A 24,787-nucleotide genomic window follows, 5' to 3' on the forward strand; every position below is an offset into this window, starting at 1 on the left:
TGAGCTATAAGTTAAGAGTGGCAAGGAGAGATCTCTCCTTGCCTTTGTTGTTTTCGCCTCGGGTGCGGGGGACTTTCACCCCTGGGCGCGGTCGAGTTGGTCGGCCAGGTCGGTCAGGTCGTCGGCGTACAGGTCGAAACGGTCTGTGGACGCCGGCGGGTCGCCGACGGGGCGGGCGACATAGGCGGTGCGCAGACCCAGACTCTGTGCCCCGCGCAGATCCCAGGCATGGGCGGCGACCATCAGGAGGCGCTCCGGCGGTCGCCCGGAGACCGTGACGGCCAGGCGGTAGACGGCGGGATCCGGCTTGTACGTCCGGGCGTCCTCGGCGGACAGCGCCTGGTGCCAGCGCAGCCCGGCGTGGGCGTTGAGCCCAAGCAGCGCCGTCCGGCTCGCGTTGGAGAGCCCGATCAGCGGGAACCCCGCGGCGATGCGGGCGAGCCCCGACACGGTGTCGTGCCACGGCGGCAGTCTCCGTCCGGACAGGGCCAGCTCCGCCACCGCGTCCGGATCACTGGTTCCGGCGGCGTCGGCGACGAGCCGGGCGGCCTCCAGGTCGAGGGCGTCACTGGGCAGATAGGGCCGGTCGCCGTCGAGGATGCTCTGCTGCTCCCGCTCGATGTGGCGCTGCCACAGCGACAACAGCTTCTCGACCCGGGTGTCGTCGAGCGACGGGTCGAGCGCGCGGATGCCGGCGCGGAGGCCGGCGGGTTCGTCGACGAGCGTGCCGAGCACGTCGAACACGACGGCGTCGATCTGCGGCACTGGCATGGAAGGGTTCTCCTGACGTCTTCAGCGGCCGAGCGGGCGGCGGGGGAGGGGCGAGGAGTAGACGACGCTCGTCGTCACCGAACCCAGCGCGCCGATCCGCCCCGAGACCTCCTCCAGATGCTGCATCGACCGTGCGGTGACCTTGATGACGAAGCAGTCGTCTCCCGTGACGTGGTGCGCCTCGAGAATCTCGGGCGTCGTCTCGACCAGGTCGTGGAAGGGCTTGTAGTTGCCGTTGGGGTACCGGAGCCGTACGAAGGCCAGGATGGGCAGGCCGAGTCGCTCCGGGTCGATCACGGCCGCGTATCCCTGGATGACGCCGGCCTCCTCCAGACGGCGCACCCGCTCGGTGACGGCGCTGGCGGACATCGAGACGGCGCGCGCCAGTTCGGCGTAGCTGGCGCGGCCCTCGCGCTGGAGGACATCGAGTATGCGCCAGTCGGTGGCGTCCGTGGAATAGCCGGTCATGTCCGAGAGGTAACAGGGAAATCCCCGGCCGATCAAGAGGTGGGCCGGGGCGAACAAGGCCGGACTCGCAGGAGGCCGTCCGTAATGGGGCGCGGACAAAAGGGATATGGGTCATGGCCGACGGGAGGCAGCCGGTCCCGGGCGGGCGGCGAGATGCCCGTTCCGGGACCGGCGCTTCAGGCCGAGGGCTCGTCGTCAGACGCCCGCGATGCTCTGGATCCAGGAGCGGTACGCCGTCACGTTCGTGTACGCGGTCGTGGTCTGACGGTCACTGGTGGAGGCGACGCCGACCTGCGCGCCGTTCGCCGTCATCGGGCCGCCGGAGTCGCCGCCCGCGGTGATGCCGTTGCCGCGCCGGGCGCAGATCGCCTGGCCCTGGTACGCGTCGCGGCAGCCGCCGGTCACCACGACGTTGGCTACCTTCAGGAGCCGGGACTGGCAGTTGATCTCTTGACCGCACTGGGAGGTCGCGCCCCAGCCGTAGACCTGGACGGTCTGGCCCACCGAGACGGAACCCGGGCTGCCGAGGCGGGAGTAGGTGCCGGGTACGGAGCGATCCAGCCTGACCAGGGCGAGGTCGGCGCTCGGGTGGGTCTGGACGCTGACGCCGTTGGCCGTGGTGCCGCCCGACGTCTGGTCGAGGCTGCCGATGCGGAACGACAGGCCGCCGCCGCTGACGCAGTGCTTCGCGGTGAGGATCCAGGTGGGCGCGATGATCGTGGAGCTGCAGGTCTGCTGACCGTTGGAGAAGAGCCTGGCCGCCCAGGGCGCGTTGCTCGCGTAGCCGCCACCGATGATCGGCTGGGGGGAGTTGACCGCGGCCACGCTGGGCGCGTCGCCGCGTGCCGCTGCTCGGGCCACTGTCTGGTCCGCCGTTTGGTCCGCCGCTTGGGCCGCTGCCGTGGGGGCGAGGCCCAGTACGGCGAGGGCGGTGGCTGCGAGCGCGGGTACGAGTCTGGATATTCGCACGTTCGTCTCCATTGTGTGGGGAGGGGGCGTCCTGGTGAGGACGACTGCATAGGTATGCAGTGGGCGCCCGGTCGGGAGGCGGGTATCTCCTGTCGCGGGCATGCCATTTCGGCTGGGGGAGAATCTGGCAGAGGAGTTGAGGGGGCGCAAGGGCCCGGGAGGTGTCAGTGATGCGGAGGGGAGGTGGGGCCGTGACGGGTAATGGCCCCTCAAATGCGTGAGATTGCCACTGACTGCATGATGAAACGGTTGCTGGTCTGGGCCAACTCCCCGGCCGGACCCCGAGGGTCACCGTGCATTCGACGGTCGAGCGGTCGATACGCCGGGGATCGTCCCTTCAGGCTTCAGAGCCGCGCCCGTAGATTTTTTGCCATGAACAGCACGCAGAACAGCACGCACACGATGAGCTCGACGGCCACTGGTCGGACCGCGAGCGCGCCGCCGGCCGCCAACCCCGTCCTGCGGGTCCCGCCCGCGTCGCCGGCCGCGGCCGCCGCGTACTTCGGGGCGAGCCTCGCCTTCCACGCCGATGTCTCCGACGTGGCGTCCGCGCTCGCCTCCGAAGGCGACCCCGGTTTCGTCGTCATCGACACCCGCTCCACCGCGTCCTGGGACCAGGGCCACGTCCCGGGCGCAATCCACCTGCCCACCGCCCTGATCCCGGAACAGGCCGAAACGCTGCTCGACAAGTCGGTGCCGGTGATCACCTACTGCTGGGGCCCCGGCTGCAACGGCGCGACCCGCGCATCCCTCGCCCTCGCCCAACTGGGCTTCCAGGTCAAGGAGATGCTGGGCGGCTTCGAATACTGGGCACGCGAAGGCTTCGCGTTCGAGACGTGGGAGGGCCACGCGCAACGCACCCCCGACGCCCTGACCGCACCGGTCGAAGCGGACGACTGCGGCTGCTGAGATGCCGACGTTCGGATGCGCGCCGTAGCCCGGGCCCGCATCATGAGGCGGCATGACACACCCTGCGCGTCCCTCTCCGGACCAACTCCGCCGCGATCCGCTCCCGTTGCGCGGACGCACCGCGCTCGTCACCGGTGCGAGCCGGCGCGGCGGAATCGGTTACGCCGTCGCACGTCGGCTCGCCGCGTACGACGCCGGGGTCTATCTGCACCACCACATCCCGCACGACGCCGCGATGCCGTGGGGCGCCGACCGCCCGCAGGACGTCGTCGACGGCGTACGGGAGGCGCGTGGCGACCCGGCGTCGGCGGTCTGCGCCGGACCCGGCGACCTGACCGAGGACGCCGCACCGGCCCGACTGATCGAGGCCGCGGCCGAGGCGCTCGGCGGGCGGATCGACGTCCTGGTCGCCAACCACGCGCTGAGCGGTCGTGACGGGACGCTCGACCAGATCGACGCCGGCATGCTCGACGCGCACTGGGCGGTGGACACCCGCTCCGTGATCCTCCTCGTCCAGGCCTATGCCCGACTGCGCGCACACCTCCCCGAGCGGACCCCGGGCGGGCGGGTGGTGCTGATGACGTCGGGGCAGGACATCGCGGGCGGTATGCCGGACGAGATCGCGTACAGCCTGCAGAAGGGCGCGCTGGCGTCGGCGACCCGGAGCCTCGCGACCGCGCTCACCGACCTGGCGGTCACGGTGAACTGCGTCAACCCCGGCCCCGTGGACACCGGTTACCTCACCGGTGACGCCCACGCGCGGATCGAGGGGCTCTTCCCCGCCGGCCGCTGGGGCATGCCGGATGACCCGGCCCGGCTCCTCGCCTGGCTCGCGACGGACGAGGCCGCCTGGATCACCGGCCAGGTCATCGACTCGGAGGGCGGGATCCGCCGCTGAAGCGTGACCGGTGGCGGGGCGGCGGGGGTGCCTCGGTTCGCCTCCGTCCCGCCGCCCCGCGTCGTCACAGCTTCGACAGTTCCTCGACCAGGTCGTCCAGGCCGAGTGAACCCTGCGAGAGCGCCGCCATGTGCCATGCCTTGGCGTCGAACGCGGCGCCGTGGCGGCGTCGTGCGTTCTCCCGGCCGAGGAGCCAGGCGCGTTCGCCCAGTTTGTAGCCGATCGCCTGGCCGGGGATCGTCAGGTAGCGCGTCATCTCGCTCGCCACATAGTCCGTGGGGCGGCTGCAGTGCGCGTCGTAGAACTCCTGGGCCAGGTCCGGCGTCCAGCGCTCGCCCGGGTGGAAGGGCGAGTCGGCCGGGATCTCCAGTTCCAGATGCATGCCGATGTCGACGATGACCCGCAGCGCGCGCATCATCTGGGCGTCCAGATAGCCGAGCCTGCGCTCGGGGTCGGTGAGGAAGCCCAGCTCGTCCATGAGCCGCTCCGCGTACAGCGCCCAACCCTCGGCGTTGGCGCTGACGATGCCCACGGTCGCCTGGTAGCGGGAGAGGTCCTCCGCGACGTGCGCCCACTGGGCCAGCTGGAGATGGTGGCCCGGCACGCCCTCGTGGTACCAGGTGGAGACGAGGTCGTACACCGGGAAGCGGGTCTCGCCCATCGTCGGCAGCCAGGTGCGGCCGGGGCGCGAGAAGTCCTCGGTGGGGGCCGTGTAGTAGGGGGCCGCCGCGCCGCCGGGCGGAGCGATGTGCGACTCCACCTTCCGTACCCGCTCGGCGAGTTCGAAGTGCGTGCCGTCCAGCGCTTCGATCGCCTCGTCCATCAGCTGCTGCAGCCAGACCCGCACCTCGTCCACGCCCTCGATGTGCGCGCCGTGCTCATCGAGATGGGCGAGCGCCACCCACGGCGTGGCCGCGCCGGGCAGGATCTTCTCGGCCTCGGCACGCATCTCGTCGAGCAGCCGGTGGAACTCCGACCAGCCGTACGCGTACGCCTCGTCGAGGTCCAGGTCGGTGCCGTTGCACTCACGGGAGAGCCGGGCGTAGCGCTCACGGCCCACGACGTCGGGGGCGCCCTCGATCGCGGGGGCGTAGACGTCCCGCATCCAGTCGCGCAGCGCCACCACCGACGCGGTCGCGGCTCGCGCCGCGGTGTCCAGGTCGGCGCGCAACGCCTCAGGTCCCGCGGACGCGAAGTCCTCGAACCAGCCGCGGCCACTCGCATCCCCGCCGGCCTCGCCCGCCCACTCGGTGAGCTGCCCGATGAACGTCGCCGTCGGGCGCGGCGGCCCGAACAGCTTGCGTTCCAGGCCGAGTTCGAGGCAGGCGCGATAACCCTCCAGAGCGGCGGGCACGGCACGGAGCCGCTCGGCGATCGCCGCCCAGTCCTCCGCCGTCTCCATGGGGGTCACGGTGAAGATCTCCCGCACCTGGTGCGGCATCGTGTGCAGATTGCCGACGGCCCGGAGCCCTTCGTCCGCCTCGTACACGGCCAGCTGCGCGGTGAGCCGCTCGCGCAGCAGCCTGCCGCAGCGGCGCTCGACCTCGCTGTCCGCGCCGGGCCTGCGCTCCGCCTCGTCAAGCCGGGCCAACGTGGTGCGCGCCAGCCGCGCCAGGGCCTCCTGGCCCTCCGGAGAGGTGTCGGGAAGCCTGCTGTTGCTCTCCTGGACGCCGAGATACGTGCCCGTGATGGGGTCGAGGGCGATGAGCTCGTCGACGAAGGCGTCCGCGACGGCGCGGGGCAGGGGGCCGGTGTTCGCATGAGGGGTACTCGTGGCTGACATGCGGACATCCTCGTACGGCGAGGGGCCGCGCGTCACCATGATTCACTGACCGGATCCAGCACTTCCGCGGCCGCGGCGTCGGGCGGGAGCAGCGGACCGCAGGCCCACTGCTGGAAGATCAACCGCGTCTCCACACGCGCCACTTCACGCCGCACGGTGAACTCGTCGAGGACGAGCCGCTGGAGATCCGCCGGGCTCGCCACGGCCACGTGCACCAGGAAGTCCTCGGGCCCGGTGAGGTGGAACAGCGACATCGACTCGGGTAGGGCCCTGACCCGCTCCACGAACGGCCCCACGAGATCGCGGCGGTGCGGCCGCACCTGCACGGACAGGAGCGCTTCGAGGCCACGGCCGAGCTTCGCCGGGTCGAGCCGCAGCTGGTGTCCGAGAATCACCCCCGAACGCCGCAGCCGCGTCACGCGGTCCAGACACGTGGAGGGCGCGACGCCGACCTGCGCCGCGAGATCGCGGTACGTGGTCCGGGCGTCGTTCTGCAGCAGACGCAAAATGTGGAGGTCCACCGGGTCCAGTGCGACGGAATCGGCCATCGGCCGAACGTAGCACGGTGATCCGGCGCCGGTCCCCGGCGGATGTTCAGCCTGAGCGCCATGGAAGCGAACACCGGGACAGCCCCGCACGAGCCCGTCGTCGGCACCACGTCACCGCAGCGCGCCCTGGCCACCGAGGCCGTGCACGCGGGCCGGGACGATCTGGCCGAAATCGGCCTGCACGCCCCGCCGATCGATCTCTCCACGACGTACCCCTCGCGGGACAGCCGCGCCGAGGCCGCCCGCATCGACGCCTTCGCGGCCGAAGGGGCCCTCGACGACGGACCGCCCGTCTACGCGCGGCTCGGCAACCCGACCGTCGCCCGCTTCGAGACCGCCCTGGCCCGGCTCGAAGGGACCGAGAGCGCCGTCGCGTTCGCCAGCGGCATGGCCGCGCTGACCGCCGTCCTCCTCATGCGGGGCGCCGCCCGACTGCGCCACGTCGTGGCCGTCCGGCCGCTGTACGGGTGCAGCGACCACCTGCTCACCGCGGGCCTGGTCGGCACCGAGGTCACCTGGGTGGATCCGGAGGGCATCGCCGACGCCATCCGCCCCGAGACGGGCCTGGTGATGGTCGAGACGCCCGCCAATCCCACCCTCGCCGAACTCGACCTCGGCGCGGTCGCGCGGGCGTGCGGCGCGGTGCCGCTGCTCGCCGACAACACCTTCGCGACTCCCGTGCTGCAGCGGCCCGCGGAGAGCGGAGCCCGTCTGGTGCTGCACAGCGCCACGAAGTACCTGGGCGGGCACGGCGACGTGCTGGGCGGGGTCGTCGCCTGCGACGAGGAGTTCGCGCGCGGGCTGCGTCAAGTGCGGTTCGCCACGGGCGGGGTGCTGCATCCGCTCGCCGGATATCTGCTGCTGCGCGGGCTCTCCACCCTGCCGGTCCGGGTGAAGGCGGCGTCGGCGACCGCCGCGGAACTGGCGCGGCGCCTCGCCGACGACCCGCGGGTGGCCCGCGTCCACTACCCGCGGCTCGGCGGCGCCATGATCGCCTTCGAGGTGGCGGGCGATCCGCACGAGGTGATCGCCGGCGTACGGCTGATCACCCCGGCGGTGAGCCTCGGCAGCGTCGACTCGCTCATCCAGCACCCGGCGTCCATCAGTCACCGCGTCGTGGACCCGGCGGACCGGCGCTCGTCCGGCGTGAGCGACCGGCTGCTGCGGATGTCCTGCGGTCTGGAGGACGTCGAGGACCTGTGGACCGACCTGGACGGGGCGCTCGGCCCGATCTCGGGCGGGGCCTCCGTCGCGGCGCCCGTCACGGCGACGGTCAGCGCTCCGCCTGCCCACGGTGACCTACCCGGTCGTCGCGATGCCGAGTGGAGTCGTACGGCAGCCGCGAAGTGACCGGAGTCGCGTCGAGGCGGGCCGTGATCACCAGCGTGCCCTCCTCGATCTGGTAGTCGAGCGGCAGCCCGAGACCCCGCATCGCGGCCACCATGCCGGTGTTGGACGCCTGCGTCACCGCGTACACGCTCTCGCAGCCGGCCTCCACCGCCATCGTCACCAGACGGCCGAGGAGTTGGGTGCCGATGCCGCGCCGCTGCCAGTCGTCCTCGACGAGCAGCGCGACCTCGGTCTCGTCGCCGTCCCACAGCAGATGCCCGAGGCCGACGATCCGCCCCGACGCGGTGCGCACCGCGAGCGTGCGGCCGAACCGCGGGCTGAGCAGATGGTGGAGGTAGCGGTCGGCGTCGCGGACGGGGCCGTGGTAGCGCAGGTCCAGCGTGCGCGGCGAGCAGCGCTCGTGCATGGCCTTGGCGGACTCGACGTCGGCGGTGTCGGCACGCCGCACGGTGATGGAGTTGCCCTCGGGGAGCGTCAGGACGTCCTGGCTGTGCGGGATGCGCGGGCCGAGCCGGGTGTCGAGCTCCACCAGGGCCCTGGCGCGCGCGAACTCCGTGGGGGTGAACGGCAGATACGGCCGCTCCACGGTGATCACCTCGCCCTCGGGCCCGTTCAGCCGCAGCACCGTCCCCTCCAGTACGCCGTCCCCCGGTGCTCCCTCCGGGGCCGCGGCCTCGTCCCCGCGCGCCACGGAACGTGCGGCGGCGGGCAGCGAGCGGATCGTGCAGCGGCCGAGCAAGTGCCGCAGGGCGAGCGGGAGTTCGGCGGCGTCGAGCGCCGTGCGGGTGGCCAGGCCGAGGATGCGCGTGGGGGCGTCCACCAGGTCGTGGGCGTCGGCGCGCTCGATCCAGGTGCCGGTGCCGCCGGCCCGGGCGATCGAGCGGGTGATGTCCGTGCCGGACAGCTCGGCGGGGGCGCGCAGCAGGAACTCGTCGACGGTGCCGTCGGCCAGCGGGTGTGCCTGCAGGCTGAGGATGTCCACGCCGCGCTCGGCGAGTACGACGCACAGTGCGGCGAGCGACCCCGGCTCGTCCCGCACGGTCGTACGCATCCGCCACAGCGCGGTCGTTCGGGGCGCCCCGTGAGCCGCGGGGGAGGGCGTCGCGGGCCCGGTCTGCTCCGCGTCCGCGGGCGGCCGGGCGCCGGTATCGTGCGCCGCCGGCGGGGCGTGGTTGTGGCGCCGTGCCCACCAGGTGTGGAAGCCGACCGTGGCGAGGAGCACCACGGCCGACATCACCAGGAGGACGGGCCCGTCCGGGCCGTGCCCCACCATGTTCGCCACCGCGTCGGCCACCGCCACGGCGGTGAACAGGGCGGCCAGTTCGACCACGTCGCGCCGCCAGTGATGGACGGGGCGGCCGTGCTTGGTGCGTCGTGTCACGTCAGACAGGTCGGTTCTCATGTGGCCACTGTGCTCGACCGGTGTTGCGTGGTCGCGAACGCCCTGTGACTGATGGGTAAAGAGGCCGTCTGACCCTTTTGGCGGGTGTGTTCCCGGGCCTCACGGCCCGGGTCACTGCCCCACCCGTCCCGGCTGCAGCACCTGCGTGAACAGGACGTCGCCGCCCTCCTGCCGCAGCCGCACCGTCAACTCGCCGCTGCCTCCGTCGATGTCGACCTCGCCGAAGTACTGCGGCGTCTCCACCGGCGAGGTGTTCGCCCGGCCCGGTGCCTTGATGAACTTCTGCTCGGGGCCGAACGTCCCGTCGAGCTGCGTGGCCGGGAAGCCGCCGGCCGCCAGCGGCCCGGACACGAACTCCCAGAACGGCGCGAAGTCCCTGAACCCCGCACGTGAGGGGTCGTAGTGCTGCGCCGAGGTGTAGTGCACGTCGGTGGTCAGCCACAGCGTTCCCGTGATCCTGTCGTGCTTGATGTGCCGCAACAGCTCGGCGATCTGCAGCTCGCGGCCGAGCGGGGCACCGGGGTCGCCCTGCCCCACGGCCTCGAAGTTCACCCGGCCGTCCGACACGACGATGCCCAGTGGCATGTCGGAGGCGATGACCTTCCACACGGCCCGCGAGCGGGACAACTCGCGCTTGAGCCAGGCCAGTTGGCGAGCGCCGAGGATGCCGGTGGTGTCGTCGGGCTGTCTGTTCGGCGAGTTGGCGTTGCGGTAGGTGCGCATGTCGAGGACGAACACGTCCAGGAGCGGCCCGTGCCGCATGACCCGGTACACCCGGCCGTCCTCGTCGCCCGGCGGCAGGGTCGACACGGGGCAGTACTCGCTGAACGCCCGCAGGGAACGGCGCGCGAGGACGTCGACGCGCTTCTCCGTGTACCGCTGGTCGTCCAGGATCTGCCCCGGATACCAGTTGTTGTGCACCTCGTGGTCGTCCCACTGCACGATGGACGGCACCTGCGCGTTGAACCGCAGCAGGTTCTCGTCGAGCAGGTTGTAGCGGAACGCGCCGCGGAACTCCGCGAGGGTCTCGGCGACCTTCGACTTCTCCTCGGTCGTGACGTTCCGCCACACATTGCCGTCGGGCAGGGTGACGCTGGGCAGGATGGGGCTGTCGGCGTAGATGTTGTCGCCGCTGCACAGGAAGAAGTCCGGGTCGCGCCTGCGCATCTCCTCGAAGATGCGGTAGCCGCCGCGGTCGGGGTTGATGCCCCAGCCCTGGCCCGCGATGTCGCCCGACCACAGGAAGCGCACGTCCTCCTTGCGGCCCTTCGGCGTCGTCCGGAACGTTCCGCCGACCGGCCGGCCGGTCCGCCGCGGGTCGTCCGGATCGGCGAGCAGCACCCGGTAGTGGATCTGCTCACCGGCGGGGAGCCCGTGCAGCCGGGTCGTCCCGGTGAAGTCCGTGTCCGGGCCGAGCAGTGGGCCGCGCCACCGGCGGGGATCGCGGAACGACTCGGTGGCCGACGTCTCCACGATCATCCGGGCCGGACGGTCGGACCTGACCCAGACGAGCCCCGCGTGCGCCGTCACGTCACCGGCCTGCACGCCCCACCCGGCCTCCGGGCGTCCCGCGAGGGCGAGCGAAGGGGCCGCCCCGGTCAGCGCGGGCACGGTGAGCGCCGCCGGTACGGCGAGCGATCCGCGCAGCACGCTGCGGCGGCGGGGCGACGGGCTGGGCTCACGTTGCGACATGAATGCGCCTCCAGTTGACGGGTGCGACCAGTGTGCGGGCGCCCGGCCGGTACCGCGCCACAGCGTCCACGCGAACCACAAGTGAACAACTCGCGGCATGCGCGGGGGAACCGCCGCGCGGGAACGTCCCCGAGAGGCGCGGGGTGGAGAGCATGAACGTGGAGCCCCGTGGAACCCTGTGGAGCCCCGTCTGGGTCCACGGTCCTACGTCCCGGGGCCGGACCCCCGGGGACGTACGACCGATGGCCACAAGATCCACACCCTTCTACGCTCGGCACCGGAGCATGCCACCCCGGCGTGCCGCACCGAAGGGGGAGCCTCGTGCCGGTCAACGGTCACAGTCACATCCGTATCGCCCGCCCGAGCCGCGACCTGGCGACGGCCGAACGCTTCTGGGTCGACGGACTCGGGCTCTCCGTGCTGTACCGGGCCGAGAGCCACGGCGTGCCGGGCGAGCACGATCTGCTCATGGTGGGCTGGCCCGACGCCTCCTGGCACCTCGAACTGGTCTACGACGCGGACGCCGCCGTCGACCCCCGCCCCACCGAGGAGGACCTCTTGGTCGTCTACGTCGACGGAGAGGTGCCCGAGGAGCTGGTGGCCCGGCTGGAGGAGCACGGCGGACAGCGGGTGACGTCCCCCAACCCCTACTGGAACGAGTGGGGTGTCACCGTCGAGGACCCGGACGCCTACCGTCTCGTGCTCTGTACGCGCGGGTGGTCCAACTCCTGAACCACGCGCGTGTGGTCCAGGTCCAGGTCCCGAACCGCCCGCGCCAGCAACCTCACCCCCTCGCGGATCCGGGCCGTCGACAGATGCGCGTAGCCGAGGACCAGGCACACCTCGTCCGGAGCCGCGGTGCCGTGGCCGTGGACCGTCACGCCCAGCTCCCCCGGCGCGTCGTAGTCGCTCAGCGGCCGTACCGCGACGCCGGCCGCGGCGGCCCGTGCCAGGAAGGCGTCCTGCGGTCCCCAGCGGCCGGGCAACCGGGCGATGACGTGCAGGCCTGCCGCGATCCCGGTCACCCGCACGCCCGGAAAGTGCTGCTCCAGCGCGGCCACGAGCGCGTCCCTGCGATCGCGGTAGGCCCGCTGGCAGCGGCGCAACTGCCGGTCGTAGTCGCCGCGTTGGACGAAGCGGGCCAGGAGCTCCTGGTCGAGGGAGGGGTTGCCGAGGTCCATCACGCGCTTGCGTTCGACGACCTCCTCGGTGAGGCCGTCCGGTACCAGGAGCCACCCGAGGCGCAACCCCGGAGCGAGTGATTTGCTGACCGAGCCGGTGTACGCGACGTGTTCGGGGTCGAGCCCCTGGAGGGCGCCGACCGGGGCCCGGTCGTAACGGAAGTCGCCGTCGTAGTCGTCCTCGATCACCAGCCCGTCGACGGACCGCGCCCAGTCGAGGAGTTCGGCGCGCCGCTTCGCGGAGTAGGCGATCCCGGAGGGGAACTGGTGGGCCGGTGTGGTGACGACGGCCCGTACCTCGCGGTCGCGCAGGGCCTCGGGGAGCACGCCCTCGTCGTCGAGAGGGACGCCCACCGGGGTGATCCCGGAGGCGGCGAGGAGTGTCGCGTGCTCGGGGCTGCCGGGGTCCTCGACGCCCGTCGCGGTGTGCCCCCGCGCGCGGAGCGCCAGCGCCAGCAGGGTCATGGCCTGGGCCACTCCGGAGCAGACGATCACGCGCTCCGGCTCGGCGACCACCCCGCGCCGCCGCGCCAGCAGGTCGGCAAGGACCGTCCGCAACGTCGGCAGCCCGCGCGGATCCGGATAGCCCAGCATGTGGTGCGGCAGTTCGGCGAGCACCTGGCGGTGGGCGGTCGCCCAGGCGGAGCGGGGGAACAGCGACAGATCGGGAACGCCGGGAAGGAAGTCCACGCGCGCGTGCCCGTCGCGCGGCGCCAGGTCACGCACCGCGGGCACCGCCGCCCGCGCCGCGTCCCCCACCCAGGTCCCCGCGCCCCGGTCGCTGCGCAGATAGCCCTCGGCCGTCAACTGCTCGTACGTCTCCGTGATCAGGCCGCGCGAGACGCCCAGGTCGGCGGCGAGCTCGCGACTCGCAGGCAGCCGCGTGCCCGCCGTGAGCCGCCCCGAGCGGACGGCCTCGCGCAGGGCGGAGCGCAGGCTGCGGCCACGGGTGCGCGCGGGGGCGGCCGCGGCGGGCAGCAGCAGCTCCCACGCGGCGTTCCACCGCGCGCGGTCGTCGGCGCTCTGTGAGGCCACCGGGGATCGCCTCCTCGATCGGGGGAGAGATGGACGAACGGGTGGTCGCGTGCGGTCGGGTCAGGGGAGTCGATGCGGGTCGCCGAGCGGACCCATGAGGAAAGTGGTCCCCGAACACCCCATGAAAGTGGACCTTAAGGGGGACCGCCGCACTTCCTAACGTCGGGGCATGACCACGAACTCCTCCCGCGGGGCACTCCTCGCGGGCCTCGCCTGCCTCCTCGTGGGCGGCTCCTTCACCGCCAACAGCCTTCTGGGCGCATACCCGTACACGGGCGGCCAGTTCCTCCGCTACGGCCTGGCCTGTCTGCTCCTCCTGCCCTGGCTCGGCGCGGGAGGCACCGCACCGCTGCGCGGGCTGCGGCCCTCCCAGTGGGGGCGCCTCGCGCTGCTCGCGGCCGTGGGCATGGTCGGCTTCAACATGGCGATCCTGGCGGCGGAACGGTCGGCGGAACCGGCCGTACCGGGTGTCTTCGTAGGCTGCGCCCCCGTTGTCGTCGCCCTCTTGGTGCCCCTTCTCGACCGGCGCGCTCCACAGCGGGCCGTCCTACAGGGCGCGCTCCTGGTCGCTGCCGGGGCGTTCGTCGTGCAGGGATGGGGCCGTACGGACGGGGCAGGGTTGCTCTTCTCGGTGGGCGCCCTCGCGGGCGAGGTCGGCTTCGCGGTGCTCGCCGTGCCCGTACTGCGCCCCCTGGGGCCCAGGCTGCTCGCCGCCACCGTATGTGCGGTGGCCGCCGTCGAGTCGGCCGTCCTCGGGCTCGTCCTCGACGGCGGCGGATTCCTGCGGTGGCCCGACCGCACCGAAGGGGCCGCCCTGTTGTGGCAGGCGGTGATCGTCACCGTGGTCGGCTTCGTGCTCTGGTACACGGGCCTGCAGAGCATCGGCGCCGAGCGGGCCACGCTCTTCTCGGGGCTCATCCCGGTCGCGGCCGCCTGCACGGCTCCGCTGGTGGGGACGGGCACGTACGGGACACCCCAGGCCGTCGGGAGCGCACTCGTCGGCGCGGGGGTGGCCCTGGGCTCGGGAGTGCTCGCCCGCCGTCCGTCAGCGGCGGCAGGTGTCGAGGATGACGCGGGAGACGAGCGCCGGGTCGTCGTTCATCGGGACGTGACCGCAGCCGGGGAGCCGGATCAGCCGCGCGCCGGGGATGGTGTGCTTGGCGCGGATCCCCTGGCGGCGCAGCAGCAGCCGGTCGCGGGAGCCCCAGGCGATGGTGACCGGGACATCCGCCACGTCGTCCCGGAAGAGGACGTCACGCCCGCCCGCCAGCGTCGCGTCGAAGGCCGTCGCGTCCCGCAGCGCGAGCGTCTCGGCGACGACGGCCCCCGGTGAACGGCGCCAAGGGCGCGCGTAGATGGTGCTCGTGAGGGCGGTACGGCCCGCCGCGCTGGTGGACAGTCGCTCGATGGCGGGAAGCGGCAGCACGCGCGCGCCCTGCCGCATGCCGAGGAGGGTGGCGAAGGCGTACCGGCGTTCCGCGGGCGTCCAGAAGCCGGCGGGGGACAGGGCGGTGACGGAGCGGACCAGCTTCTCGCGGCCCAGTTCGAGGGCGAGCAGTCCGCCCAGGGAGTTGCCCGCCACGTGCGGGCGCTCCACGCCGAGCGCCTCGCAGAGCGCGCCGAGCACCGGAACGACCGTGGCGAGATCGTGCGCGAAGCCGTCCGGCAGGTCGGGCGAGCGCCCGAACCCCGGCAGGTCCACCGCGATGACGTCGTGCTCGGCGGCCAGGATCTCCAGGACCGGATCCCAGGCCTGCCGGTGGTGGCCTATCCCGTGCAGCAGCAGCAACGGCTCACCCGCGCCCGCCCGTTCGTAGGAGACCGTCACGGTGCGGGTGCCGTGGGGCGATGCGACATCGAAGGACACCTCTGCGGCCATGACTGCTCCTGTCCCCGCCGTCGGGCGACGGCTCCTCGGTACGTTAGACACGCTGTCAGCAACAATTACCGTTCAGTAGGCCGCAGTTCAAGCCCCCGCACGAGGTTCGGTCCACCCGGTGCCGCGCCCGCTCCACCTGGACACCCGCACCCCGGTGGGTTGGGATGGAAGGGTGGCTACCGACAGCATGACCGACGTCTTCGAAGAGCACCGTTCCGTCCTGATGGGCATCGCCTATCGCATGCTCGGCCGCGTGGTCGACGCGGAGGACGTCGTCCAGGAGGCCTGGCTGCGGTGGTCGACGTCGGACCACGACAGCGTGCGCGAACCGCGCGCCTACCTGGTTCGCGTCACCACGCGCCTCGCCATCGACCGCCTGCGCCATGTGCAGTCCCGGCGTGAGGCGTACGTGGGGCCGTGGCTCCCCGAGCCCTGGGTCACCGAGTTCGGCCCCGTGGTCCCCGACACCGCCGAGCGTGCCGTGCTCGCCGACTCCGTATCGCTCGCGGTGCTCGTGGTCCTTGAGTCCCTCTCGCCGTTGGAGCGCGCGGTGTTCGTGCTCCGCGAGGCCTTCGGGTTCCCCTACTCCGAGATCGCGCTCACCCTCGAACGCGGTGAGGCCGCGGTGCGCCAGCTCGCAGGGCGCGCCCGCAAGCACGTCGACGCCGGGCGACCCCGCTACAAGGTGGACCCCGCCGAACGCCGCGACCTGACCGAGCGGTTCCTCGCCGCGGCGACCGAGGGCGACCTGGACGGGCTGATGGCGCTGCTCGCGCCCCATGTCCGGCTGATCGGCGACGCCGGGGGCAAGAACAAGGCTCCGCTCCGCGTCCTGGAGAGCGCGGACAAGGTGGGCCGCTTCCTGCACGGCACGGCGGCCAGCGTCATCCGGGCCGCCCGCGAGGTGGAGTTCCGTTTCCTGGAGGTCAACGGAGCCGAGTCCGCGTACCTGATCATCGACGGCAGGCCCGACAGCGTCTTCCAGCTCGACGTCGGCGACGGGCGCGTCCAGAGCGTCTACATCATCCGGAATCCGGACAAGCTCGCGAGCCTCGCCCGGTAGAGACCCGGCGCCCCGCGGCACGTCCGCGCAGTGCAGAGCCCCCGCCCGGCCGGGCGGGGGCTCCGTCGTGCGGTCGTCGTCGGCCGTTCACGCGCGCGTGGCCGATTACGCCCGCTTGGCCGCACGCGAACTCCGCGTGAATGCTCTGTGGCATCACCCCTGTGCACCCTGTAACCGAACGAGGATTGGTCTTGACCAAGGGTGGGAGCGGCTCTATGGTCGCAGAGATAGTGCAGGAACCTTTAATAAACAAGGGCGCTAAAATGCCGCCGGTCAACGGCGATTGCGGAGGACACGGTGGGGACCACGCAGCTCGAAACGGCGCCGGAGCCGAAGTACTGGCACCTGAAGACGGTGCTCAGTGAGGCGCTCGACTCCGAATTCGCCGTAGGGGAGATCCTGCCGAACGAGCGTGATCTCGCCGCCCGCTTCGGTGTCGCCCGCGCCACGCTCCGGCAGGCGCTGGAGCAACTGGAACTCGAAGGCAGGCTGCAGCGCCGCCGCGGCGTGGGCACCACCGTCGCACCGCCGCGCATGGGCGTGGCCGTCGGATCGGCGCAGGGCACCTGGCCCGGCGCGGCCGGCGACGCCTGGCAGCCCGCGGATTGCGCGCCGGCCACCCCGCCCGCGGACGTCGCCCGCATGCTGGAGACCGTCGCGGACGAGCAAGTGCACGTGGTGCGCCGATCCCGCGTCTTCGAGGGCCAGCCCGTCGCGGCCGAGCTGCTGTACGTGTCGACGTCGGCCGTCGCCGAACTGACCGGCATGGACGAGCCGTCCGGCGCCGCACGCGCGCGTGTCGTCCTGCGCGAACTCGCCCGACTCGGCCTCGAAGGCCAGGACCGGGCCGTCGAGCTCGGCTCGGCCCGCGCCGACGACGCCCGCGCCCTCGACCGTCTCCCCGGCGCTCCGGTCCTTGTCGTGACGACCCGCTTCTTCGCCGAGGGGCGCACGGCCGCGGTCTCCGTGGCCACCTACCGCGCGGACACCTGCAGGCTCACCTTCGGCGACGCCGGTGGCGTGGAGATCCGCCACGAGCGCCACGCCTCCTGATCACGCGGACCGGCGCCCGCCCCGGCACCGGTCGGAACCCGCGCCCGGCACGCCACGTGCCGGGCGCGGGGCTTTCCGGCTCCCGGCTCACCGCCGCGCGGTGACCGTCCCCTCGACGGCGAACAGCTGCTCCTCGACATGGTCGAGCGCCAGCCGCAGCGCCCCGGTCGCCACCACCGCGTCGCCGAGCAGCGACAGCGCCACCCGCGGCGGCCGCAGACAGTAGCGGGCCAGCTCCCGGTGGAGCGGTTCCAGGACGCCGTCTAGCCCTGCCGCCCAGCCGCCGACGACGACCAGTTCGGGGTCGAGGGCGAGCACGAGGGCCGCCACGTCGTGCACGAGCCGCTGGATGAAGCGTTCCACGGCGGCCCGGGCCCGCTCGTCGCCCCCGCGCGCATGGGCGAAGACCTCTGCGACCGCCTGCTCGTCGAGGGGGTGCAGCGGCTCGTCCGTGGTGGAGAGCAGCGTCTCCGGAGTGACCTCACGGCCGAGGAGGTGCAGCGCGCCGATCTCCCCCGCCGCGCCCCCGTACCCCCGGTGCAGCCGCCCGCCGATCAGCGACCCGGCCCCCGGGCTGAGCCCCGCGAGGACGAACACCACATCGTCGGTGTCGGCGGCCGCGCCCTTCCAGTGCTCGGCCACGGCCGCCGCGTTCGCGTCGTTCTCCACAAGCACCGGGCACTTGAACGACCGGCGCAGCCGCTCGCCCAGCTGCAGCCCGTTCCACTCCGGCAGCGCGGTGCTCAGCCGCACCGTGCCGTCCGCGGCCAGGATGCCGGGGCTGCCGACACCGACGGCGCGCAGCGAGCTGCGCGCGATCCCGGTGCGGCGCAGCAGATCGGCGACGACGGTGCGTACGCGCTCCAGCCGGTCGTCCGCGGAGGCCTCCTCGGAGACGCTCTTGGACGCCGTGCCGAGCACCTTGCCGTCGAGGTCCGCGACGACCGCGGCCACCCGGTGCGGGCCGATCTCCAGGCCGAGGAGATGCCCCGCCTCCGCGCGGAATCGATACTTCCGTGCGGGCCGCCCCTGACGGCGGGCGCCACCGTCATCGGCCGCCGACTCCACCACGAGCCCGGCCTCGATGAGCCCCTCGACGACCCCCTCGACGGTGGGCCGGGAGAGCCCGGTCACACGGGTGATCTCCGTGAGCGTCGCCAAATCCGCGGCGCGCAGCGCGTGCAGCACCACCGCGGAGTTGATACGCCGCAACAGAGAGGGGTCCCCGCCGGTCAGCCGCCCCAACGTCCTACCTTCCAGCTCGTGCGCATGATGGCCGGATCGTACTCGCCGCACGGGTCCGCGGCGAGTGCCGGGCCCGCATTTCCCCTGCGTACGGCGTCATCCGGGAGAGACGAAGCCGGACTCGTACGCGACGATGACCGCCTGCGTCCGGTCGCGCGCCGCCAGCTTCGCCAGCACGGAGCTCACATGGGACTTGACCGTCTCCGTGCCGACCACCAGACGGGCGGCGATCTCCGCGTTCGACAGGCCGCGCGCCATCAGCCGCAGCACCTCGGCCTCGCGCTCGGTCAGCGCCGCCCGGTCGAGCGCGGCCCGTGCCTCGGCGTTGCCCCGCTCCTTGCCGTGCTCGCCCGCCAGTTGCCGGACCGCCGCCGGGAAGAGCAGCGACTCACCCTCGGCGACCAGCCGCACGGCGTGCACGATCTCCGCGGGGCGGGCGCGCTTCAACAGGAACCCGTCGGCTCCGGCGCGCAGCGCCTCGTACACGTACTCGTCGTTCTCGAAGGTCGTCACCACGAGGATCTTCGGCGGGTCCTGCACCGTGCGCAGTACGGCCCGGGTGGCCTCGATGCCGTCGAGCAGCGGCATCCGGACGTCCATCGCGACGACGTCGGGCCGCAGCTCGCGGACGAGGGGGATCACCGCCGCGCCGTCCGCCGCCTCGCCGACGACGTGGAGGTCCGGCTGTGCCTCCAGGACGGCGCGCAGCCCCGCGCGTACGAGGGGTTCGTCGTCGACCAGGAGCACTGTGACCGGCATCCGGCCAGCGTAGATCACCCGAGGGGCAGCTCGACGTGCACCTGCCACTGACCGTCGTCGAGCGGTCCGGTGGTGGCCCGGCCGCCGAGCAGGGTGGCCCGCTCCCGTATGCCGCGCAGACCGCTGCCGCCGCGCCCCGTCGAACTGGTGGCGCGGGGGAGCGTGTTGCGGACGTCCATCACCAGCCGTGCGTCGTCGACGGTGATCCGCAGCCGGACCGGGACCGGACCGGAGTGCCGCAACACGTTCGTCAGGGACTCCTGCAGCATGCGGTAGCCCTCGCGGGACACCGGGCCCGGCAGCCGTTCGACCGGTCCCGACATCTCCACGTCGACCTCGGCCCCCGAGGCACGCGCCGAGTCGAGGAGCCGCTCGGCGTCGATGAGCGTCGGCCGGCCGCTCGCGGGCCGCCCGTCCTCGCGCAGCACCCGCAGCACCCGCTCCAGGTCCTCCAGGGCGGCCCGGCCGGTCTCCTCGACGGCCTCCAGGGCCCGGTCGGTGAACTCGGGGTCGGCCGCGGCCCGCGCGGCGCCCGCCTGGACGACGGCGACGGTCAGCGCGTGGCCGATGGAGTCGTGCAACTCCCGTGCGATGCGGTTGCGTTCGAGGAGCTGCTCGGTGCGTTCCTCCAGGGCGGCGAGACGTTCGGCGGGGGAGGGGCCGAGGAGGCGGGGCGCGGCCCAGGCGATCAACCGGCCCGCCGCGACGAGCATCAGCACCTCCGCAAGCACCAGGAGCAGGGCAGGCGGCAGTCCACCCCAACCCAGGTACGACACCGGCAGGATCAGCCCGTCGCTCTCCGGCGGCTCGTCGGTCGCGCCGAGCACCATGAAGACGGAGCCGATGAGCTGCCCCGTGAGCAGGACCATCGCGCACCCGACCTCCAGGCGGAGCACCAGCCAGACGGCGGTCCTGGCCCGCTCGCGCCACGACGCGGACGCCGCCACGGAGATGCCCGGATCCGCCTCGTCGCCCTCCCCGCGCGCGTGCGGACCGGGGAACAGCATCATCCGCGCCTGTAGTCCCTCGGCCCGGCGCATGGCGGGCACCATGCCGGCCACCACCATCAGGGGTATGGGGTCGAGCACCACGAGCAGCCAGCCCGTCGGCGTGGGACTGCTGAGTCCCGGATAGATCGAGGCGCAGACCCACGCGACACCCGAGCCGATGAGGAGATGCAGCCACCGCGTGTAGGTGACCGCACGCGTCAGAGGTCTCAGGAAGCCGGACATGGCGCCATCGTGCCAGGCCCGCGCCGCCGCACGGCTCCCCCGCACGGGGGAGCCGAACTCCCCGCACGGGGGAGCCGAACTCCCCGCACGGGGGAGCCGAACTCCCCGCACGGGGGAGCCGAACTCCCCGCGCGGGGGAGGCGCATTGGCGCGTACGGCGGCCAGGCTGACGCCCATGACCAGCATCGACGTCCAAGACCTCACCAAGGAGTACGGCACGACCCGGGCCGTGGACGCCCTCACCTTCAGCGTCCGCCCCGGCCGGGTCACCGGCTTCCTCGGCCCCAACGGCGCCGGCAAGTCCACCACCATGCGGCTCGTCCTCGGGCTCGACCGCCCCACCTCCGGATCCGCCACCGTGGGCGGCCGCCCCTACGCGTCCCTGAAGGACCCCCTGCGCCATGTCGGGGCGCTGCTCGACGCCCAGGCGCCCCACGGATCCCGCACCGCCCGCGACCACTTGCGCGTCCTCGCCGCCACCAACCGGCTGCCGGAGCGCCGGGTCGAAGAGGTCCTCGACGAGACGGGCCTCGCCTCGGTGGCGGACAAGCGGATCAAGGCGTTCTCGCTGGGCATGCGGCAGCGCCTCGGCATCGCGGCGGCCCTGCTCGGCGACCCGGAGGTCGTGATGCTGGACGAGCCCTCCAACGGCCTCGACCCCGAAGGCATCATCTGGATCCGCGAGTTGATGCGCCGTCTCGCGATGGAGGGCCGGACGGTCCTCGTCTCCAGCCACCTCATGAACGAGACCGCAACCTTCGCCGACCACCTGGTGGTCCTGGGACGCGGCAGGCTCCTCGCGGACACGTCCATGCGCGACTTCATCGCGGCGCACAGCCGCCCGAGAGTGCGGGTACGGACGGCGGATCCGGAGCGCCTGCGGGGTCTCCTGAGCGACCGGGGATACGCACTGGGGGAGGCGCACGACGGGCGCTGGACGGTCGACGGGGCGCAGGCCGCGGAGATCGGTGCGCTCGCCGCCACCGCCGGCATCCCCGTCCTCGAACTCGCCGACGAACACGCCTCCCTGGAGCAGGCCTACCTCGCCCTGACGGCCGACGAGACCCAGTTCGCGGCGGCCGCCCCCCTCTCCCGCCAGGAGGCCTGACGATGTCGAACACCCTTGTCGCCGCCGCGCTGCCCGTCGCCCGCGCCGAGTGGCTCAAGATCAAGTCGCTGCGGTCCAGCCTGGTCTCACTGATCGTCGTCTTCGTGGCGACGGTCGGCATCACCGCACTGGTCTTCGCGGCGGTCGGCCGGGCGGAGGCCGACAACGCCGACGCCGAGCCGCTGTTCGGCGCCTTCTACGCCTTCAACTTCGGGCAGATCGCGGCCATCAGCTTCGGCACGACCGCCGTGTCCAGCGAGTACACCAGCGGCGCCTTGCGGGTCTCCCTCACCGCGGTGCCGCGCCGCGGACTCTTCTACGCCGCCAAAATGGCGGTCGTCGGCGGTCTGGCCCTGCTCGTCGGTCTTGCCACGAGCTTCGGCGCCTTTTTGATCGGCCAGGCGTTCCTGGGGGAGTACGCCATCGGCCTCGGCCACCCCGGCGCGGTGCGGGCCTGCGTCGGCGGAGGCGTCTACCTGGCGCTGATGGCGCTCCTCGCGGCGGGTCTGACCGCCGTGCTGCGCAGCGGAGTCGCCGTCCTGAGCATCCTGATCCCCTTCACCCTGATCGTCTCGTTCGTGCTCGGGGACATGGCGAGCGGAGTGGCCGGCTTCCTGCCGGACCAGGCGGGCCAGCAGGTGCTGCACGAGAACCCGACGGGGACCCTCGGCCCGTGGCCCGGGCTCGCCGTGGCCGCGGCCTGGGCGGCCGCCGCGCTGCTGGCCGGCTGGTGGGCGGTGCGGCGCAGGGACGCGTGAGGTTCCTCCCGGCTCGGCCAGGCACCGGCCCGGACCACGACGACGTCCGCTCGCTCACGCCCGTCAGCCCCGCTCATGACGCGTTGTCAGTGGCGCCCGCTTTACTGGACGTCATGAGCACCGCACAGCATCTCGCCATGATCGACCTGCTGCGCTCCCGGGAGTTCCCCGCGGAGCACGGCAGGTCGGAGTGCGGCAGTGAGGGCCCCGGGTTCCACATCGCCGAGTTACTGACCAGTGAGACGTTCTGGGAGGACGACGGGACGCGCTGGCACCTCGTCGAGGAGCAGTACGACGCCGAGCGCGACGCCCTGACCGTCCTCCTCGCCGACCGGTGGGGCCCGCCCCAGAGGTTCGGCCTGGCGAGCCTCTTCGAGCGCACCGTGGCCGTGGACTTCGGCGACGCGGACGAGGAGATACCGGAGCCGTGGGCCCAGTTGAGCGCCTGCGTGCCCGACCTCCACCTCTGGCGCGCGGACGGCCGCTGGATAGCCCTCGGCGTCGCCCAGTGGGACAAGGAACTGCCCTTCCAGCTGCTCGCCGTGGTCACGGAGACCGACCCGCCATGAGGGACGGCTGATCCGGTCCCTCAGACGAGGCCGAGCGAGCCGTTGGCGGTCGGCTCGAAGTGCCGGGCGACATCCGCCTCGGTCACCTGGGCCAGATCCGCGGGCGACCAGCGCGGCGTGCGGTCCTTGTCGACCACCTGGGCGCGGATGCCCTCCGCCAGGTCGGGGGAGGCGAGCGCCGCGCAGGACACGCGGTACTCCTGCTCCAGGACGGCCCCCAGGGACGGCAGCTCCCGGGCCCGGCGCAGCGCCGCCAGCGTGACCTTCAGGGAGGTCGGTGACTTGGCGGGGATCGTCTCGGCCGCCTCCTTGGCGTGCCGGTCCCCGGACGCGTGCAGCCGGTCGACGATCTCCTCGACGGAGTCCGCGGCGTAGCAGTGGTCGATCCACTCCCGGTGCGCGGCCAGTTCACCGGCGGGGGCGGTGGTCGCGAACTCCCGCACGGCGTCGGCCACCTCGGTGTCCGCGAGCACCGCGGTGAACTCCGGCAGCCGCTCGGACGGCACGAAGTGGTCGGCGAGGCCGCACAGCAGCGCGTCGCCCGCGCCCACCGCCGAACCCGTCAGCGCGAGATGCGTGCCGAGCTCACCGGGCGTGCGCGTCAGGAGGTACGTCCCGCCCACGTCCGGCACGAAACCGATGCCGGTCTCCGGCATCGCCACCCGGGAGCGCTCGGTGACCACCCGTACGCCGCCGTGCGCCGAGACGCCCACGCCGCCGCCCATCACGATGCCGTCCATCACCGCGACGTAGGGCTTCGGGAAGCGGGCGATACGGGCGTTGAGGAGGTACTCGTCGTGCCAGAAGGCGGCCGAGGCGGCAGCGCGCCCGGCGCGGACGTCGTCGTGGATGGACCGGATGTCACCGCCGGCGCACAGCCCGCGCTCGCCGGCTCCGGTGAGCACCACGGCCGCCACCGCCGCGTCGTGCTCCCACGCGTCGAGGGCGTCCGCCATGATCCGGACCATCGCGTGGTTCAGGGCGTTGATGGCCCGGGGGCGGTTCAGGACGAGGTGCCCGGCGCGGCCTTCCCGGCGCAGCAGGACGGGGGCTTCGTCGGCGGTGGCGTTCATGGTGCGGGTGGCTCCGTTCACGTGGGGCGCGTCGTCGGGCTGCCGCCCTGGAACGCGTCGAGGATCTGCTCGGCGGCCGAGGTCGCCGTCAACGTACCCTCCCGTACGCGCTGCTCCAGCTCAGGGGTGACGCCGCGCACCGCGGGGTGGTCCCGCAGCCTGCCCAGCAACTCGTCCCGGACCATCGCCCACGTCCAGTCGATCTGCTGGTCGCGGCGTTTGGCGGCGAGCCGGCCGGACGAGTCGAGCAGGGCGCGGTGCTGCTCGATCCGGTCCCACAGGGTGTCGAGGCCGCTGGACTCGCGGGCGCTGCAGGTGAGCACCGGCGGGGTCCACGCCGCGTCGGCCGGATGCATGAGACGCAGCGCGCCCGCCAGTTCACGCGCCGCCGAGCGCGCGTCCCGTTCGTGCGGACCGTCCGCCTTGTTCACGGCGATGACGTCCGCGAGCTCCAGGACACCCTTCTTGATGCCCTGCAGCTGGTCGCCGGTGCGGGCCAGCGTCAGCAGCAGGAACGTGTCGACCATGTTCGCCACGGCCGTCTCCGACTGCCCCACGCCCACGGTCTCCACGAGCACCACGTCGTAACCTGCCGCCTCCATCACCACGATGGACTCCCGCGTCGCCTTGGCGACACCGCCGAGCGTGCCCGCGGAAGGGGACGGGCGGACGAAGGCCGCAGGGTCCTGCGAGAGCCGCTCCATCCTGGTCTTGTCACCCAGGATGGAGCCGCCCGTGCGCGTCGAGGACGGGTCGACGGCCAGCACCGCGACCCGGTGGCCGAGCGAGGTGAGCATCGTGCCGAGGGCGTCGATGAACGTGGACTTGCCGACGCCCGGCACCCCGCTGATGCCGATCCGCCGCGCCCGCCCGCTGTGCGGAAGCAGCTCGGTGAGCAACTCCTGGGCCAGCTCCCGGTGGTGCGGCCGCGTCGACTCGACGAGCGTGATGGCGCGCGCGATGAACGCGCGCTTCCCGTCGAGGACGCCCTTCGCATACGTGTCGATGTCGATCGTCACAGGCATGGGTCGGCGCTCACCGG

At 72.7% G+C, this 24,787-nt stretch carries 23 protein-coding genes and 1 pseudogene; 10 read left to right on the forward strand and 14 right to left on the reverse strand.

The window, feature by feature from the left end; translation table 11 throughout:
* Positions 1-75: 75 nt before the first annotated feature.
* The 3 genes from ACFYO9_RS17375 to ACFYO9_RS17385 all read right to left on the reverse strand — a co-directional run bounded on the left by ACFYO9_RS17375 (position 76) and on the right by ACFYO9_RS17385 (position 2,208).
* Entirely contained in the window at positions 76-771 is a 696-nt protein-coding gene (locus ACFYO9_RS17375; RefSeq protein WP_355806753.1) for a haloacid dehalogenase type II, read from the reverse strand.
* Between the two features lie 21 nt (positions 772-792).
* Positions 793-1,239: an Lrp/AsnC family transcriptional regulator gene (locus ACFYO9_RS17380; RefSeq protein WP_355806755.1), complete on the reverse strand. Its 447-nt coding sequence runs from the start codon at positions 1,237-1,239 to the stop codon at positions 793-795.
* Positions 1,240-1,434: 195 nt separating this feature from the next.
* A complete protein-coding gene (locus tag ACFYO9_RS17385) occupies positions 1,435-2,208 on the reverse strand; it encodes a trypsin-like serine protease (RefSeq protein WP_358775851.1) in 774 nt (257 codons plus the stop codon).
* Between the two features lie 402 nt (positions 2,209-2,610).
* Here ACFYO9_RS17385 and ACFYO9_RS17390 point away from each other — a divergent pair, with 402 nt between their 5' ends.
* Positions 2,611-3,117: a rhodanese-like domain-containing protein gene (locus ACFYO9_RS17390; RefSeq protein ID WP_358709353.1), complete on the forward strand. Its 507-nt coding sequence runs from the start codon at positions 2,611-2,613 to the stop codon at positions 3,115-3,117.
* 52 nt (positions 3,118-3,169) lie between these two features.
* Positions 3,170-4,015: an SDR family oxidoreductase gene (locus ACFYO9_RS17395; protein WP_358775853.1), complete on the forward strand. Its 846-nt coding sequence runs from the start codon at positions 3,170-3,172 to the stop codon at positions 4,013-4,015.
* Between the two features lie 64 nt (positions 4,016-4,079).
* Here the strand turns inward: ACFYO9_RS17395 and ACFYO9_RS17400 are convergent, their stop codons facing one another.
* Complete coding sequence (locus ACFYO9_RS17400) at positions 4,080-5,798, reverse strand: DUF885 domain-containing protein (RefSeq protein ID WP_358709067.1); 1,719 nt, start codon at positions 5,796-5,798, stop codon at positions 4,080-4,082.
* 32 nt (positions 5,799-5,830) lie between these two features.
* Positions 5,831-6,346 (reverse strand): Lrp/AsnC family transcriptional regulator, encoded by a 516-nt coding sequence (locus ACFYO9_RS17405; RefSeq protein ID WP_358709065.1) that lies wholly within the window; start codon positions 6,344-6,346, stop codon positions 5,831-5,833.
* Between the two features lie 60 nt (positions 6,347-6,406).
* On the opposite strand from ACFYO9_RS17405, the gene ACFYO9_RS17410 reads away from it, so the two are divergent.
* Positions 6,407-7,696 (forward strand): PLP-dependent transferase, encoded by a 1,290-nt coding sequence (locus ACFYO9_RS17410; RefSeq protein WP_358775855.1) that lies wholly within the window; start codon positions 6,407-6,409, stop codon positions 7,694-7,696.
* Here ACFYO9_RS17410 and ACFYO9_RS17415 read toward each other — a convergent pair.
* Both ACFYO9_RS17415 and ACFYO9_RS17420 read right to left on the reverse strand, forming a co-directional pair.
* Entirely contained in the window at positions 7,620-9,098 is a 1,479-nt protein-coding gene (locus ACFYO9_RS17415; RefSeq protein ID WP_358775857.1) for a GNAT family N-acetyltransferase, read from the reverse strand. The genes ACFYO9_RS17410 and ACFYO9_RS17415 overlap by 77 nt on opposite strands.
* A gap of 111 nt (positions 9,099-9,209) precedes the next feature.
* The gene (locus ACFYO9_RS17420) at positions 9,210-10,790 is read right to left on the reverse strand and encodes an alkaline phosphatase D family protein (protein ID WP_358775859.1); all 1,581 of its coding nucleotides are present in this window, start codon (positions 10,788-10,790) and stop codon (positions 9,210-9,212) included.
* A 321-nt stretch (positions 10,791-11,111) separates the two neighbouring features.
* Between ACFYO9_RS17420 and ACFYO9_RS17425 the strand changes: the two genes are divergently transcribed.
* Entirely contained in the window at positions 11,112-11,522 is a 411-nt protein-coding gene (locus tag ACFYO9_RS17425; RefSeq protein WP_358709058.1) for a VOC family protein, read from the forward strand.
* Here the strand turns inward: ACFYO9_RS17425 and ACFYO9_RS17430 are convergent.
* Positions 11,480-13,006, reverse strand: coding sequence for a PLP-dependent aminotransferase family protein (locus ACFYO9_RS17430; RefSeq protein ID WP_358709056.1), 1,527 nt, complete (start codon positions 13,004-13,006; stop codon positions 11,480-11,482). The genes ACFYO9_RS17425 and ACFYO9_RS17430 overlap by 43 nt on opposite strands.
* Positions 13,007-13,175: 169 nt before the next feature.
* Here ACFYO9_RS17430 and ACFYO9_RS17435 point away from each other — a divergent pair.
* A pseudogene (locus ACFYO9_RS17435) lies at positions 13,176-14,012 on the forward strand (EamA family transporter); the annotation flags it as partial.
* Between the two features lie 39 nt (positions 14,013-14,051).
* Here the strand turns inward: ACFYO9_RS17435 and ACFYO9_RS17440 are convergent.
* Positions 14,052-14,885, reverse strand: a complete 834-nt coding sequence (locus tag ACFYO9_RS17440; RefSeq protein ID WP_358709054.1) for an alpha/beta fold hydrolase — start codon at positions 14,883-14,885, stop codon at positions 14,052-14,054.
* Between the two features lie 172 nt (positions 14,886-15,057).
* Here ACFYO9_RS17440 and sigJ point away from each other — a divergent pair, with 172 nt between their 5' ends.
* Positions 15,058-15,948, forward strand: a complete 891-nt coding sequence (sigJ, locus tag ACFYO9_RS17445) for an RNA polymerase sigma factor SigJ (protein WP_358775861.1) — start codon at positions 15,058-15,060, stop codon at positions 15,946-15,948.
* A gap of 297 nt (positions 15,949-16,245) precedes the next feature.
* On the forward strand, positions 16,246-17,001 hold the full coding sequence (locus tag ACFYO9_RS17450; RefSeq protein ID WP_358775863.1) for a GntR family transcriptional regulator: 756 nt from the start codon (positions 16,246-16,248) through the stop codon (positions 16,999-17,001).
* 87 nt (positions 17,002-17,088) lie between these two features.
* Here ACFYO9_RS17450 and ACFYO9_RS17455 read toward each other — a convergent pair whose 3' ends face one another.
* The 3 genes from ACFYO9_RS17455 to ACFYO9_RS17465 form a co-directional block, all read right to left on the reverse strand.
* The gene (locus ACFYO9_RS17455; RefSeq protein WP_358775865.1) at positions 17,089-18,246 is read right to left on the reverse strand and encodes an ROK family transcriptional regulator; all 1,158 of its coding nucleotides are present in this window, start codon (positions 18,244-18,246) and stop codon (positions 17,089-17,091) included.
* A gap of 96 nt (positions 18,247-18,342) precedes the next feature.
* The gene (locus ACFYO9_RS17460) at positions 18,343-19,005 is read right to left on the reverse strand and encodes a response regulator transcription factor (RefSeq protein WP_355806779.1); all 663 of its coding nucleotides are present in this window, start codon (positions 19,003-19,005) and stop codon (positions 18,343-18,345) included.
* Between the two features lie 14 nt (positions 19,006-19,019).
* A complete protein-coding gene (locus ACFYO9_RS17465; RefSeq protein WP_358775867.1) occupies positions 19,020-20,237 on the reverse strand; it encodes a histidine kinase in 1,218 nt (405 codons plus the stop codon).
* Positions 20,238-20,412: 175 nt separating this feature from the next.
* On the opposite strand from ACFYO9_RS17465, the gene ACFYO9_RS17470 reads away from it, so the two are divergent.
* The 3 genes from ACFYO9_RS17470 (at position 20,413) to ACFYO9_RS17480 (ending at position 22,672) form a co-directional block, all read left to right on the forward strand.
* Positions 20,413-21,345, forward strand: coding sequence for an ABC transporter ATP-binding protein (locus tag ACFYO9_RS17470; protein WP_358775869.1), 933 nt, complete (start codon positions 20,413-20,415; stop codon positions 21,343-21,345).
* Positions 21,346-21,347: 2 nt separating this feature from the next.
* On the forward strand, positions 21,348-22,103 hold the full coding sequence (locus tag ACFYO9_RS17475; protein ID WP_358775871.1) for an ABC transporter permease: 756 nt from the start codon (positions 21,348-21,350) through the stop codon (positions 22,101-22,103).
* A 113-nt stretch (positions 22,104-22,216) separates the two neighbouring features.
* A complete protein-coding gene (locus ACFYO9_RS17480) occupies positions 22,217-22,672 on the forward strand; it encodes a hypothetical protein (RefSeq protein ID WP_358775872.1) in 456 nt (151 codons plus the stop codon).
* 20 nt (positions 22,673-22,692) lie between these two features.
* Here the strand turns inward: ACFYO9_RS17480 and ACFYO9_RS17485 are convergent, their stop codons facing one another.
* Positions 22,693-23,745: an enoyl-CoA hydratase/isomerase family protein gene (locus tag ACFYO9_RS17485; protein WP_358775873.1), complete on the reverse strand. Its 1,053-nt coding sequence runs from the start codon at positions 23,743-23,745 to the stop codon at positions 22,693-22,695.
* Between the two features lie 17 nt (positions 23,746-23,762).
* Positions 23,763-24,770 (reverse strand): methylmalonyl Co-A mutase-associated GTPase MeaB, encoded by a 1,008-nt coding sequence (meaB, locus tag ACFYO9_RS17490; protein ID WP_358775875.1) that lies wholly within the window; start codon positions 24,768-24,770, stop codon positions 23,763-23,765.
* Positions 24,771-24,787 lie beyond the last annotated feature (17 nt).

Origin of the sequence: Streptomyces sp. NPDC005863, from assembly GCF_042871345.1 — a bacterium.
Taxonomy (GTDB): Bacteria; Actinomycetota; Actinomycetes; order Streptomycetales; family Streptomycetaceae; genus Streptomyces.